Origin of the sequence: Propionivibrio sp. (genome assembly GCF_041441355.1) — a bacterium.
In the GTDB taxonomy this organism is placed as follows: Bacteria; Pseudomonadota; Gammaproteobacteria; order Burkholderiales; family Rhodocyclaceae; genus Propionivibrio.
Map to the genome: position 1 here is coordinate 1 of NZ_JASDTF010000019.1, position 13,677 is coordinate 13,677.

Genomic DNA, 13,677 nt, shown 5'->3' on the forward strand with positions numbered 1-13,677 from the left:
ACGGCGAACACCTCACTCCCTCACGCTGTTACACCACTTCCCGGGACACCGCCCATTGTCAGCGGGGGAACGCTGAAGCAACGAGGCCAGAATACGGTGGCCCGGTCACGGCGTCTGTAGTGCATGCATGTGGATTGGGTAACGCTGTGTATCCGCTATGTTGTCCTACGGTTAAAAGCGCCCGCGAACACGACTTTCCCCTCCTCTGTCCCGTTTAATCCACCACCGCACGCACCAGCATCGAAAAGAGATCCTGAGAGTGCTGGTGTTTCTTCTCCTTGGGTGGAAAGCGCGCGTCATATGCATCCACTTGGGCGGCATCAAACTCATATACTGCGCTGGTCTGGAATGCCCACAGTGGGCTAGACGCGAAAAAGCCACGCCGCAATTCCAGCACCAAAAGCCCGAGGGGGTAGCGGCCATCGAGGGTGCTGACTCCCAGATCCTTTCCGGTCTTGAAGCCATGCTTACAGTAGTTGTGTGGATCGCCCAGGATGAGAAGGGCCGGATACCCCTTCTGTGCCGCCAGGCTTCGGGAGTGCTCGATCAGCGCCGAGCCGACGCCTCGGCGCTGCCAGAGCGGATGGACGCACAACGGTCCGAAGGTGGCCGTTTCAATTTTTTCGCCCCGTTCATTGATCACCCATGAGCGGGTGTACATGATGTTGCCGACGATCTGTCCATTCACCTCGGCGACGAAGGTGAGGTCGGGCAGAAAGTCTTCATGGCCGCGAATCATGTGGGCGGTGTAGTGCTCATCGCACCCCGGCCGGTAAAGGTTCCAGAACGCTTCGCGCGTGAGGACTTCGACGGGGACGTGGTCGGCCTCGTGCTCTCGCCTGACGGTAATGTCAAAAGCGTTGCTTCGATCACGGAAAGTGGCGTTATGGGTTGCTGAGGATTCGTTTCTGACGGGGAGGTTCATGTCGAGATCCTTGTAGTGAGGACGGCACGGCAACACGGTGGCCGTGCCGGTTGGGTTACTGATTGTCGAGTTGCGCTCGAACTGAGCGAAGACCGGTCGCGTTGATCCGGTAGGGCTGACCGTTTTTTGAGCTGATGAGGCGCTTACCCCGTAGCTTTTGAAAGACGAAAAGCGTGCAGTCCGTCAGAAGGAAGCCTTCGCGGGTGTAGCAGTCGACGGTGGAGATGCGGCCCTGGTCATCGCGCCTGTGTACGATGCGGCCGCCTTTGGCGAGAACGTGCAAGGTCCTCTGTTCAGGTCTTGAAAGGTTCATATTGGAGAGTCTGAAAGCAATCAAATGCACGACAGCGATCACCCTGAAAGGGGCGGCCGCTACTCTTTTTTGCATGGCGATAACAAACAGCCCGAGGATCGGGGCCGCGTTATCGGATTGCTACACTCTCCAACATACCCAACCTATGAAATAGAAATTCCGGTCAGCGTATGCGATTTCACTACGCTGCCAATGAGTTCGGATTATAGCCCCGCTCGGGAACGGTCGTGTTGCATCCTCGATTTATAGGCAGCTAATCGGCACATTGCTGTCTGATATTGAGCAACGACCCAAGGGGGCTTTTGCCGAGATGCGGGCTTATGCACGCAACATCAGTCGGTTGTTCGGCCTGAACTGCGGGTGGTGACCTCAATGAAAAATGGCCGGTTCTTGTGACAGACCGGCCATTTGCATTCTCGATGGGGTGCCTGTGTGGCGAATGCGCTGACTGGGGCAGTCACGCGTGGTCGGTTGGTCCGAGCCTGAGCCTGCCGCAGTTCGACCGGGGGCGTCGCAAGGGCATCGTGCAGCTCCGCGAACTTGAACCGCAGGAAGCCGCTGTGAATTGCCAGAAAACGGTGCTCAAAGCCTGGCAGGAGATCGGCGACGCGCTGAACACCTATGCGGCGGACCGACTTCAGTTGCAAGAACAGCTGCTACGCGTCGGCGCGGCGAACGAGGCCTATCTCCTCGCACAGGCCCGTTTTAACGGTGGCGCAACGGACTTTCTCGCGGTTCTCGATGTCCAGCGCGGCTATCTTCAGGCGCGGCAAGAGCTCGCGACAACGCAAGGCCGGCTAGGCAGCCGGTTCGTTGCCGTGAATAAGTGCTTGGAAATGCTCCTGATCTCAAGTGACCGATTCAAGCGCCCCGAGAGCAGGCGCGGAACGATGGGAGTAGCGCCAGACGGTCAGAGAAGGGGGCCAGAAAGGCTGGCGGAAGCTCAGGGATTCGAACCCTGGATACCTTGCGGTATGCCGGTTTTCAAGACCGGTGCAATCGACCACTCTGCCAAGCTTCCAATCTAGTTTCCGCACGCCGTTCTTCGAGTGGTGCTTGGGGCACCTAGTCTCTCATTTTGCTGCGGATTTCCGCGCCGGGGCGGATGGGGCGCGTATGATAGCACGGTCGGCAGGTGGAGCCGCCGGTCTTGAAACTTCATGGGGGCTCCGATAGTCTAACGAACGCCGTAAGTTATGCGGCCGACTTAATTAACCGGAGGAAAAAATGCAATCGCAGTATCACGTGGCAAGTCAGACGACGCAAGACCTTGCCTTGCAGCAGAATCGCGTGCTGCGCAACACCTACCTGCTGCTGGCGCTGTCGATGGTTCCGACCGTGCTTGGCGCATGGCTTGGTGTGCAGCTGCGCTTCTCGTTCTTCGCCGGCAGCCCGATGATTTCCTTCCTCGTGTTCATGGGCGTCGCCTTTGCCTTCATGTGGGGCATCGAGCGTTCCAAGAACAGCGGCCTCGGCGTGGCGCTCCTGCTGGGCTTCACCTTCTTCATGGGCTTGATGCTCTCGCGCATCCTGCAATACACCCTGGGCTTCTCCAACGGGGGCACGCTGATCGCCATGGCGGCCGGCGGCACGGGCGCGATCTTCTTCACACTGGCCGGCGTGGCGACGGTGACCAAGAAGGATTTCAGCTTCCTGGGCAAGTTCCTGTTCATCGGCATGATCGTCGTGCTGTTGGCCGCCGTGGCCAACATCTTCTTCATGATCCCGGCGCTGGCGCTGACCATCTCGGCACTTTCGGTGATGATCTTCTCGGCGTACATCCTGTACGACATCAGCCGGATCGTGAATGGCGGCGAGACGAACTATGTCATGGCGACCCTTTCGGTCTACCTCGACATCTACAACGTCTTCGTCAGCCTGCTCAATCTGCTGACGGCGCTGGCCGGCAATCGGGACTGATCGGTACGACGGATCGTCGTTCGACGCAAAAAACGGGCGGCCTAGGCCGCCCGTTTTGTTTTCCGGCGCCCCTGCTGCGCGCGAGGTAAGGTCTATTCGTAGAGGAAGCGGGGGCCTTGCGTCATCCGTTCGCCAGTGCGGCCAGGAACGTTGCTGAACAGAACGGTGTGCCGCGGCAGGAGGGCGAGGTCGAGGTCGGCGCGCAGCGTGCGCAGTGCAACGAGTGCACAACCGGCTTCGCGCCAGGCGCTCAGCATGCGTTCGGCGAGGCCGGCGAACTTCACGCCTTCGAGTTCGGCACGCAGGGTGACCACGTGGTCACCGGGAATGGCGAGGCTCAACTGGACGATGCGGTCAGCGGCCTGCTCCGGCGTAAAGCCAGGCTCAATGGCGAGGATTTCGTCCAGCGTCGGCAGGGTGGTCGGGATTTGCGGGCAGGCGACGATCTCGCCGTCGATGACCGGGATGTAGGGATGGCAGCCGCGACTGTCGCTGGCATAGCTCAAGCCCAGACGCTGCGTCAGGCGCAGGGTGTGGCGCCGGGTCAGCCAGCCGGGAGCGGCGTGCGCCTGTGGCTTGTTGGAGAACAGTTCGGCGTAGCGGGCGCAGGCGCGGAAGAGGTCGTTCTCGGCCCACTGGACGTCGTCCTGACTGATCTTGCGTTCCCAGAAGACGCGGTTCCAGCCGTGGACGCCGGTTTCGAAACCGGCGGCAGCCACGCCGCGCAGAACTTCCGCGCAGGCTTTTCCGATCTCGGGCGCCGGCCAGTAGCGGCCGTAAAGCCGCGATTGGAAGGGGTAGTAGCGTGACGGGGATTGGCGGTTTTCGCAGCCGCTGTAATCGGGACCGAGGGTGAAGAAAAACGTGGCGTCGGCCTGCTGGTGCAGGAGTTGGTCGCTGAGTGCCGGAACACCGTACCGGGCGCCGGGGTAGGTATCGACGTCGATCTTGAGGGCGATGCGCTTCATGCGGGAGTGCGGTCAAGCGGCCACCGTGGTGGCCGGGGAGTTGGTCAAAGTGGGGTCAGGACATCAGCAGGGCAGCCGCGACGCGACGCCCTTCGTTGACCAGAAGGTTGTAGGTGCGACAGGCGGCCGGGGTGTCCATGACCTCCAGGCTGCGTCCGGCTTCGCGCAAGGGGCGCAGCAGTTCGGGCGCAGGAAAGCGGAGTTGCGCGCCGGTGCCGAGCAGGAGGATGCAATTGTCCAGCGCGGCCAGGTATTCGAAGTCGGCACGCGTGAGCGTGGCGAAGTCGGCCTGCGTCCATTCCGGGACCAGGCGGTCGGGCAACACAAGGATGTTCCGGGTGTGGCGCACCGCATTGACGCTGACATAACCATCGCCGTAGGCGGTAAATGCGTGCAGGCCCACCGCCTTGTCGAGCTGGATTTTCATAAATTGCGGTGCGTAGGGCGATAAAGTAGGATTATAGCTTTTCGCCGTCGAATTTTTCTCGCTTCTGCGCGTGTTGCGCGGTCGCACCCGGCACGGATCGCAGCCAAGGAAGGATGTCATGAAACCGGTGCATAAATCGAACAAGTTGGCCAACGTCTGCTATGACATTCGCGGGCCCGTCCTGCAACAGGCCAAGAAGATGGAGGACGAGGGGCAGAAGATCATCAAGCTCAACATCGGCAACCTCGGCGTCTTCGGTTTCGACTCGCCGGAAGAAATCCAGCTGGACATGATCCGCAACCTGCCCAACGCCGCCGGTTATTCGGATTCGAAGGGCATCTTCGCCGCGCGCAAGGCGGTCATGCACTACACCCAGGAAAAGCGCATCAAGGGCGTGACCCTGGAGGACATCTACATCGGCAACGGCGCGTCCGAGCTGATCGTGATGGCGATGAACGCGCTGCTCAATCCGGGCGACGAAGTGCTGGTCCCGGCGCCGGACTATCCGCTGTGGACCGCCGCCGTCAGCCTCTCGGGCGGCACGCCGCGGCACTACTTGTGCGACGAGCAGAACGGTTGGCTGCCCGACCTCGACGACATCCGCGCCAAGATCACGCCCAACACCCGGGCCATCGTCGTCATCAACCCGAACAATCCGACCGGGGCGCTTTATTCCGACGAATTGCTGCTCGAAATCATTGCCATCGCCCGCCAGCACAATCTCATCATCTATGCCGACGAGATCTACGACAAGGTGCTCTACGAGGGCGCAACGCACACCGCGATGGGCTCGCTGTCCGAGGACGTGCTGACCATCAGCTTCAACGGCCTGTCGAAGAACTACCGCTCTTGCGGCTATCGCGCCGGCTGGATGGTGGTGTCGGGCGACAAGCGCGAGGCCAAGGATTACATCGAAGGCCTGGACATGCTGGCCTCGATGCGTTTGTGCGCCAACGTGCCGGCGCAGTACGGCATCCAGACGGCGCTCGGCGGCTACCAGAGCATCGACGACCTGGTGGCGCCGGGCGGACGCCTGCGCCGCCAGCGCGACCTCGCGCACGAACTGCTCACCGCGATCCCGGGCGTGACCTGCGTCAAGCCGAAGGCGGCGCTGTACATGTTCCCGCGCCTCGATCCGGAGATGTATCCGATCAAGGACGATCAGGCCTTCATTACGGAATTTTTACGCGAAGAGAAGGTCCTTCTCGTCCAGGGCAGCGGTTTCAACTGGCCGCATCCCGACCATTTCCGCGTGGTTTTCCTGCCGCATGAGGACGAACTGCGCGAGGCGATCCAGCGTCTGGCCCGCTTCCTCGAAGGTTACCGCAAGCGTCATGGCCGTTGAGTCGGGGGTGATCGCGGTCACCGACGACTCGGGTCTCCTGATCGAGCCGGCGCTGCTGACCCAGGCCGAGCGGATTCATCGGCAATTGCGCCCGAAAATGCCGGAGGATTATGTCGACCGGATGGCGGTTGTCTTTGCCAATGGCGGCCGCATGGCGGTGGGGGTCGAAGCGGGCGAGGTGGTTTGCGTCGCCGTCTGGCGCCTGCTGGAGAAGGCGGAAGGTCGTCGGATGTTCGTCGACGATCTGGTGAGCGATCAGTCGGCGCGTTCCAGAGGGGCCGGGCGGCGGATGCTTGCCTGGTTGGAAGACAAGTCCCGCACGCTGGCTTGCGGCGTGCTGGCGCTTGATTCCGGAGTGCAGCGACATGCGGCGCACCGGTTTTATTTTCGTGAGGGGATGAACATCTCCGCTTACAGCTTTAGGAAAATAATCAAATGAAAGCGATGAACGTTGGTCTTTTGGGTATCGGCACCGTCGGTGGTGGTACGTTCGCAGTGCTCAAGCGCAACGCCGAGGAAATTACGCGCCGTGCCGGGCGCCCGATTCAGGTCAGCGTGGTCGCCGACAGAAACCTCGAGCATGCGCGTCAGGTGACGGGCGGCAGCTGCCGCGTGGTCGACGACGCTTTTGCCGTGGTGGCCGATCCCGAGGTCGATATCGTTGTCGAACTGATCGGCGGTTATACCGTGGCGCGCGAACTGGTGCTCAAGGCCATCGAGAATGGCAAGCACGTCGTCACCGCCAACAAGGCGTTGCTCGCCAAGTACGGCAACGAGATTTTCGCTGCGGCACAGAAGAAGGGCGTCATGGTCGCCTTCGAAGCTGCCGTCGCCGGCGGCATCCCGATCATCAAGGCGCTGCGTGAGGGCCTCACCGCCAACCGCATCGAGTGGATCGCCGGCATCATCAACGGCACCACCAACTTCATCCTCTCGGAGATGCGCAGCAAGGGCCTGCCTTTCGCCGAAGTGCTCAAAGAGGCGCAGCGCCTGGGCTACGCCGAGGCCGATCCGACCTTCGACGTCGAGGGCGTCGACGCCGCGCACAAGCTGTCGATCATGAGCGCCATCGCCTTCGGTACGCCGATGAGCTTCGACAAGGCTTATGTCGAAGGCATCACCAAGCTGGAAGCCGCCGACATCAAGTACGCCGAGCAGCTCGGCTACCGCATCAAGCTGCTAGGCATCACCAAGCGCACGCCGGAAGGCGTCGAACTGCGCGTGCATCCGACGCTGATCCCGACCAAACGCCTGATCGCCAACGTCGAGGGCGCGATGAACGCCGTTCTGGTCAAGGCCGACGCCGTCGGCGCGACGATGTACTACGGCAAGGGCGCCGGCGCCGAACCGACCGCGTCGGCGGTGATCGCCGACCTCGTCGACGTCACCCGCATGCACACCGCCGACCCCGAGCATCGCGTGCCGCACCTGGCCTTCCAGCCGGAGGCGATGGTCGACCTGCCGATCCTGCCGCTCGCCGAGGTGGTGAGCAGCTACTACCTGCGCCTGCGTGTCGAGGACAAGCCCGGCGTGCTCGCCGACATCACCCGCATCCTCGCCGATCAGCAGATCTCGATCGACGCGATGATCCAGCGTGAGCCGGAAGAGGGCGAAGAGCAGGCCGACATCATCTTCCTCACGCACGAGACGCGCGAGCGCAACGTCGCCGCCGCGATCGAGAAGATCGAGAGCCACCCCGCAGTCAAGGGCAAGCTCACCCGCCTGCGTCTCGAAGGCCTGCTGTAATGACTTCGGGGCGCAAGGCCGAAGACGGGGTCGCGTGTGCCCCGTCGGCCTGCGCTCCGCGTCCTTCGGCCTCTGCGCCGCGGCTGACGCCGTACGGCGCCTCCGTCGATACGCCTGCACGCCGCGTCCAGACTGGCCTCCAGCCCGGCTGTATGGCGCGCTGGCGGGCGTTTCCAGGAAAGGGGTTGCGCGATGCCCGCGTCCCCTGGATGGCCGCCCGCGCCTGAGGCCGAGCGAACGCCGACGCGCCGCCACGGGGCGGTGCGTGCGGTTCTTCAATCCATCGTTTCAACTTTCACTTGGGCGGTCGCTTTTCCGGGGGCTGCTCCGATTGCGCGGCGCGTTGACCTTGAACGCCCCGTAATACGGGCGCAGCGGCTGCGCCCGACGGCCGTGTTGACGGCCTTCGCGGCCCGGGAGCTGCGGTACTTTCTTCGCCTTCTTGGCCTTCTCGCGCTCGGTGTCCTGCTTTTCTCGGGCTGCGCGCGGGCCGAGTCGGACTTACGGCAGGTCGATTTCGAAGGTGCCGGGCGCGTCGTCCTCGATCAGGGCTGGACCCTGTACCCCGGGCAGTTGCTGAATCCGCAGGCATTGGCGGCTGGCGACGACCCCGCGCGCTCCGCTGCCATCTCGGGCGTCCAGCTGCCGCTTCTCGCCAACCGTCTGCAGGCGGACAGCTACGGGCTGCGTGAGGCCTCCCGCCTGACGCTCGTCCAGCGGTTACAGATGCCGGCTGCGGGCGGGCAGTACGCGCTGCGCCTCGGCGACATCGGTGCCGCCTACCGGCTCTGGGTGAACGGACAGCTGCTGCTGACTCAGGGCCGAGTCGCCGCCGAGCCCGGCACGGAGCGCTCACAACTGGGCGTGCGCCTGGTCGAATTCCGCAACGAGGGCGAGCCGGTCGAGCTGGTGCTGGAAGTTTCCAACCACCTTTACGCCGAGCGCTGGCGGGTCGATCCTGTCGTCATCGGGTTGGCGGATGCGATCCTGGCAAGGCAGAACCAGCAATGGGGCGGCGCGCATTTCTTTGCCGGCTGCCTGCTGATGATGGGCTGCTACCACCTGCTGTTTTTCAGTTTCCGACGCCAGAATTCGGGACCCTTGTTCTTTGGCCTCTATTGCCTGCTCTGGGTTTTGAGTTTTGCGGCCTCGACTTCCAGCGACTGGTTCGCGCTCCTGTATTTTCCGGCGCTTCCGGCGCCGCTGCTGCATCGCATCGAGGCGCTGGGCTTTTTCGCCTCCGTGCCCGTGGGGTTCATGTTCTTCAAAACCCTGTTCCCGCACGAGTTCTCGACCCGGCTCCTGCGTCTGACCCAGGCGCTCGCAGTGTGCTTCGTCCTGGCGGCCTTGGCGATCCCGATTCCAGCTTTGTTGATGTTGCAGCACCTCTATTACCTGGTTTCGATCCTGCTGATTGCCTACGTGCTCTGGCGCATGGTGCAGGCCCGTCGCCGCGGGCGCGAGGGCGCCAGCTTCATCCTGTGGGGCTTCGCGGTGCTGGGCGGCTTTGCCATCAACGACATGCTGAGCGATCTGGGCGTCATCGATTCGATCTACCTGATCCACGTCGGTCTGTTTTTCTTCATCCTGGCGCAAGGGCTGGCCCTGGCCCTGCAGTTCTCGCGCGCCTTCGCCTCGGTGGAGCGCCTCTCCGGCGACCTGGAGAGCCGCAACGCCGCGCTGGAAGACGAGATCGTGGAGCGGGCGCGGCTCGAGCGGGAAATCGCCAACGTGTCGGAGAAAGAACGGCGCTTTCTCAGCCACAGCCTGCACGACGGCTTATGCCAGCACCTGACCGCGGCGCGCCTGCGCTGCGCGGCGCTCGAACAGAAGCACGAGGGCGATGACGACGGCGGCGGGCGCCGCGAGTTGGGCGTCCTGGCGCAGTTGCTGCAACAGACCGTTGATCAGGCGTATGCGCTGGCACGCGGCTTATGGCCGGTCGAGCACGACCGGCAGCGCATGGCGGCCTTCCTGACCGACTATTGCCGGCAGTTGTCGGAACGCCATGAGGTCCGGATCGAAATCGCCCGGATCGCCGAAAATCTGTGCGTCGACAACGAACGCATCGTGCAGCTCTATCGCATCGCCCAGGAGGCCATCGCCAATGCCGCCAAGCACGCACGGGCGCAGCGGATCGAGGTCAGCATCGACGACCTGAACGCCGGCTCGATGGTGATGATGACCGTCGTGGATGATGGTATCGGCATCAGCGTTGGGCCGCAGGCACCGAACGGCGGGGGCTTGGGGATGCGGATGATGGCCTACCGGGCGCGGATGATCAACGCCGAGCTGCAAATCGGACGTCATCATCCGGCCGGTACTTTGGTCCGGTGTACGATACGCTGTGCCGGGTGTACCGCGACGTGCGCGAAAAAAACTGACAGGGCCGGGTCATGACGAATTCATCTGCAGCGACGGTGTTCCTGATCGACGACCATCCGGCCGTCCGCCAGGGCTTGGCCCTGCTGCTGACGCAGGCAGGACACCGGGTCTGCGGCGAGGCCGGCAATCACGCCGAAACGCGCGCCTTCCTGGCGGGCGGGCAGAGCGACATCGCCATCCTTGATCTGCATCTGGGACCGGAAGCTGGGTTTCCGTTGATCGGCGAATTGTCCCAGCACGGCATCCCAGTGCTTGTCTACTCGATGTTTGAAGACATGCCCTCGATCCGCGAGGTTTTCGACTGCGGCGCCATGGGCTACGTCTGCAAGCGCGAAGTCGCCGGCGAGCTGACCCGGGCGGTCGAGCAGGTGCTGCAGGGCCGCCGACACCTCAGCCCGGTGGCCGCAGCGTCGTTCTCCGCCGCGGGAGGGGATGTTCCGGCCGTGCGCGGGCATGACCTGAGCGAACGCGAGCGGCAGATCCTCGATCTGCTCGGCCAGGGGCACGGCAATCACGAAATCGCCGAGCGCCTGTCGCTCAGCGTCCGTACCGTCGAATCGTATTGCACGCGAGCCATCGACAAGCTTGGGCTGAACGGCATGAAAGCGCTGCGTCACTACGCAGCGACCACGTTCCGGCGCGGTATACACCTCGCGCCCTGAGCCCCTCGCGACGCGGCTGGATGTGAAATAAGTCACGCTTTTTCGCGCCACGAGCACCCATGGCCGGAAAATCCCGGGCATCATTTTTTACACGCCTTTCCTAGAATCCGGCCCACAAGTGCATAGGGCCATGTTATTCGCGTAACCGAGGGGCGCGCTTGTACAACCAGAATGCAGCCGTCGGGTGCCAGCGTGTTGGCGCTCGCTCAGGTCGGCGCCCCTTGCAACGCGTATCAAGACCGGATCAGCCTCGGCGATCCGTCGGACACGGTCTATTGCCCGATTTTCTGACGTGCAATCGACCAGGAGGGTCCGATCTTGAAAACACAGTTCCCAGGGCAGAACAGGTTGTTGGTGTCGGCGCTCGTCGTCGCGTTCGGATTGACCGGCTGCATGAGCCTGCCGGCGCCGTTTGCGCCGCAGGACATCCTTGAGCAAAGTGCCAAGGACCGGGTGACGGCACAGGCCAACGTCGAGCCGGTACAGAACGCGATCCCGCTCGAAGAGGCCATCGCCCGTGCCATGAAATACAACCTCGACCGCCGGACGCGGATGATGGAAGAGGCGCTGGCGCTGAAGAACTTCGACGTCAGCCAGTACGACATGCTGCCGAAGTTCATGGCTCAGGCCGGCTATGCCTACCGCAACAAAGACCTGATCACCTACGCCACCGACTCGGTGACGGGCCAGCCTTCGCTGTCGAACCCGTACATTTCCAGCGAGCGCAAGCATCACACCGAAGACCTCGGCCTGACCTGGAACCTGCTCGATTTCGGCGTGAGCTACTTCAACGCCAAGCAGAACGGCGACCGGGTGCTGATCGCCGCCGAGCGTCGGCGCAAGGCCATGCACCTGCTGATTCAGGACGTGAGCAGCGCTTTCTGGCGCACCGCCAGCGCCCAGAAGCTCAACACTCAGGTGCGCGCGGCCATCGTCGGCGCCGAGCAGGCGCTGGCCGACTCGCGCCGCAGCGAGGCCGAGAAGCTGCGCTCGCCGCTCGATGCGCTCAAGTACCAGCGCCAGCTGCTGGAAAACCTCAAGCTGCTTGAAGGCGTCGAACAGGAACTGGCGTCGGCGCGCATCGAACTGGCCAACCTGATCAACGTGCCGCTGGTTGTCGACCTCAAGGTCGTCGAACCGGCCGAGACGCTGGCCACCAAGGTCATGACGCTGCCGGTCGACCGGCTCGAAAGCGTGGCGATCATGCAGAACGCCGATCTGCGCGAGCAGTACTACAACGCCCGCATCGCGGCCGAAGAGGGCAAGAAGGTCATCGCCCGGATGTTCCCCAACCTCTCGCTCAACTACGCCTGGAAGTACGACAACGACAGTTACCTCGTCAATCAGAACTGGCGCGAGGCCGGCGCGGCGATCTCGTTCAACCTCTTCAACCTGCTCTCGGCACCGTCCCAGATGCAGATGGCCGATGCCGGCGTGGCGCTGGCCGATCAGCGGCGCGTGGCGGCGCAGATGGCTCTGCTGGCGCAGATGCACGTGGCGCGCCTGCAGTTCGCGTTCGCGGTACAGCAGTTCAACCGCGCCGACGCGATGTGGCGGGTCGATGACCGCATCAACGGCCACACCGCCAATCGCGAGAAGGCGGAGGCGCAGGGCCGGCTCGAATCCGTGGCCAACAACACGGCGGCCATCCTCAGCCTGCTGCGCCGTTATCAGGCGCTGTCGCAAGTGCATGCCGCATCGGGCAAGCTGCAGGCGACCTTGGGCATGGAGCCTGAAATCGGCAGCGTGCGCGAGCTTTCCCTGCCTGAACTGACCGACGCGGTGCGCCGTTCGCTCAAGGAGTGGGAAGACGGGAAACTGCCGATCGTGCCGAACCCTCAGCCTGAAGCTCAGCCGACGCCGCAGGCCGAAGCCGTGCTGCCGTCGCCCGCTCCGGTCGCGCAAGCCGAGCTCACGCCGCCGGCGGCTGCGCCGCAAGTCGCGCAGCCTGCTGTCGAGCCGATCGTTGCGGCGCAGGAAGAAGCGCCGGCCGCAGAGCCGGCGCGGCTCGAAACGCCGTCGCCAGTGGCGAGCGAATCCGCAGCGCCCGAGCCGGCCCGGCAGGAGGCCGTCGTCGAAGCCGTGGGGGCCGTGCCCGTGGCCGACGATGCCGCAGCCGGCGAGGACTGATCGGTGCTCTCTTCAAGGCTGATTCCGGCGCTGTGCGCGGCCGCGTGGACGCTGGCCGCGCCGGCCGCCGAACCGGGGCGGCCGGCAGCGCCTGCCGCCCTGATGCCCGCGCCCGTCGCCCCCGTGGCGCCCCCGAGCGCGGGCACGGCAGCGAAACCTGCGACCGAACGCCAGGACATCCGCGCCCAGCTTTCGCCCCAGCGCTACACGACCCTGGCCGCCGAAATCGGCGCCAAGGTCAATCGTCTGCCGGTTCCGGAGGGCGGCAGCTTCAAGCCGGGCCAGCCCCTGATCGTTTTCGACTGCAGCCTGCAGACGGCCCAGCACAACAAGGCGCGCGCCGCCCTGAGCGGGGCCGAGAAGACCTATGCGGTCAATGGCCGGCTGGCTGAACTGGGCTCGATCGGCAAGGCGGAGCTGGCGGTGTCGGAATCGGAGGTGGGCAAGAACCGCGCCGAAGTCGCCGCCATGGCGGCGATGCTCTCCAAGTGTTCGGTGGCGGCGCCTTTCGGCGGCCGCGTCAGCGAACAGAAGGTGCGCGAGCAGCAGTACGTCCAGCCCGGGCAGGCGCTGCTCGAGATCATCGATGACAGTGTGCTCGAGCTTGAATTCATCGCGCCCTCGCGCTGGTTGTCCTGGTTGAGTGCGGGGCACGCCTTCAAGGTGCGCATCGACGAAACCGGAAAGTCCTATCCGGCCAAAGTGTTGCGCATCGGCGCTAAGGTCGATCCGGTCAGCCAGTCCGTCAAGCTGGCGGCCGCCATCAACGGCAAGTTTCCCGAGCTGATCGCAGGCATGAGCGGCACCGTGCTGCTCGCCCCACCCGCCGATCAGGGGCAGTGATTTTGCAGTCAAC

At 63.7% G+C, this 13,677-nt stretch carries 12 protein-coding genes, 1 tRNA gene and 1 pseudogene; 9 read left to right on the plus strand and 5 right to left on the minus strand.

From position 1 onward, the window contains the following. Positions 1-214 precede the first annotated feature (214 nt). Both QMB55_RS06510 and QMB55_RS06515 read right to left on the minus strand, forming a co-directional pair. Entirely contained in the window at positions 215-925 is a 711-nt protein-coding gene (locus QMB55_RS06510) for a GNAT family N-acetyltransferase (protein ID WP_497587873.1), read from the minus strand. 55 nt (positions 926-980) lie between these two features. Beyond that, the gene (locus QMB55_RS06515) at positions 981-1,238 is read right to left on the minus strand and encodes a YjhX family toxin (RefSeq protein ID WP_497588278.1); all 258 of its coding nucleotides are present in this window, start codon (positions 1,236-1,238) and stop codon (positions 981-983) included. A gap of 419 nt (positions 1,239-1,657) precedes the next feature. Here QMB55_RS06515 and QMB55_RS06520 point away from each other — a divergent pair. Then, a pseudogene (locus QMB55_RS06520) lies at positions 1,658-1,996 on the plus strand (TolC family protein); the annotation flags it as partial. A gap of 175 nt (positions 1,997-2,171) precedes the next feature. Here QMB55_RS06520 and QMB55_RS06525 read toward each other — a convergent pair. Next, positions 2,172-2,259: transfer RNA gene (locus QMB55_RS06525), tRNA-Ser, on the minus strand. Between the two features lie 206 nt (positions 2,260-2,465). Between QMB55_RS06525 and QMB55_RS06530 the strand changes: the two genes are divergently transcribed. Continuing rightward, positions 2,466-3,158: a Bax inhibitor-1/YccA family protein gene (locus QMB55_RS06530; RefSeq protein ID WP_497587874.1), complete on the plus strand. Its 693-nt coding sequence runs from the start codon at positions 2,466-2,468 to the stop codon at positions 3,156-3,158. Between the two features lie 92 nt (positions 3,159-3,250). On the opposite strand, the gene QMB55_RS06535 is transcribed toward QMB55_RS06530, so the two are convergent. Both QMB55_RS06535 and QMB55_RS06540 read right to left on the minus strand, forming a co-directional pair. Further along, positions 3,251-4,126, minus strand: coding sequence for a polysaccharide deacetylase family protein (locus QMB55_RS06535; RefSeq protein ID WP_497587875.1), 876 nt, complete (start codon positions 4,124-4,126; stop codon positions 3,251-3,253). Between the two features lie 55 nt (positions 4,127-4,181). Beyond that, a complete protein-coding gene (locus tag QMB55_RS06540; RefSeq protein ID WP_497587876.1) occupies positions 4,182-4,553 on the minus strand; it encodes an Mth938-like domain-containing protein in 372 nt (123 codons plus the stop codon). A 118-nt stretch (positions 4,554-4,671) separates the two neighbouring features. Between QMB55_RS06540 and QMB55_RS06545 the strand changes: the two genes are divergently transcribed. From QMB55_RS06545 to QMB55_RS06575, 7 genes are all read left to right on the plus strand, one after another. Next, complete coding sequence (locus QMB55_RS06545) at positions 4,672-5,898, plus strand: pyridoxal phosphate-dependent aminotransferase (protein ID WP_497587877.1); 1,227 nt, start codon at positions 4,672-4,674, stop codon at positions 5,896-5,898. Between the two features lie 7 nt (positions 5,899-5,905). Continuing rightward, entirely contained in the window at positions 5,906-6,337 is a 432-nt protein-coding gene (locus tag QMB55_RS06550; protein ID WP_497587878.1) for a GNAT family N-acetyltransferase, read from the plus strand. Continuing rightward, on the plus strand, positions 6,334-7,644 hold the full coding sequence (locus QMB55_RS06555; protein ID WP_497587879.1) for a homoserine dehydrogenase: 1,311 nt from the start codon (positions 6,334-6,336) through the stop codon (positions 7,642-7,644). Before QMB55_RS06550 ends, QMB55_RS06555 begins: the two co-directional genes overlap by 4 nt. 192 nt (positions 7,645-7,836) lie before the next feature. Further along, positions 7,837-10,044, plus strand: a complete 2,208-nt coding sequence (locus tag QMB55_RS06560; protein ID WP_497587880.1) for a sensor histidine kinase — start codon at positions 7,837-7,839, stop codon at positions 10,042-10,044. Further along, positions 10,041-10,691: a response regulator transcription factor gene (locus QMB55_RS06565; protein WP_497587881.1), complete on the plus strand. Its 651-nt coding sequence runs from the start codon at positions 10,041-10,043 to the stop codon at positions 10,689-10,691. The genes QMB55_RS06560 and QMB55_RS06565 overlap by 4 nt, the downstream gene beginning before the upstream one ends. 318 nt (positions 10,692-11,009) lie before the next feature. Then, positions 11,010-12,821, plus strand: a complete 1,812-nt coding sequence (locus tag QMB55_RS06570) for a TolC family protein (protein ID WP_497587882.1) — start codon at positions 11,010-11,012, stop codon at positions 12,819-12,821. Positions 12,822-12,824: 3 nt separating this feature from the next. Then, positions 12,825-13,664 (plus strand): efflux RND transporter periplasmic adaptor subunit, encoded by an 840-nt coding sequence (locus QMB55_RS06575; protein WP_497587883.1) that lies wholly within the window; start codon positions 12,825-12,827, stop codon positions 13,662-13,664. Positions 13,665-13,677: the final 13 nt, after the last annotated feature.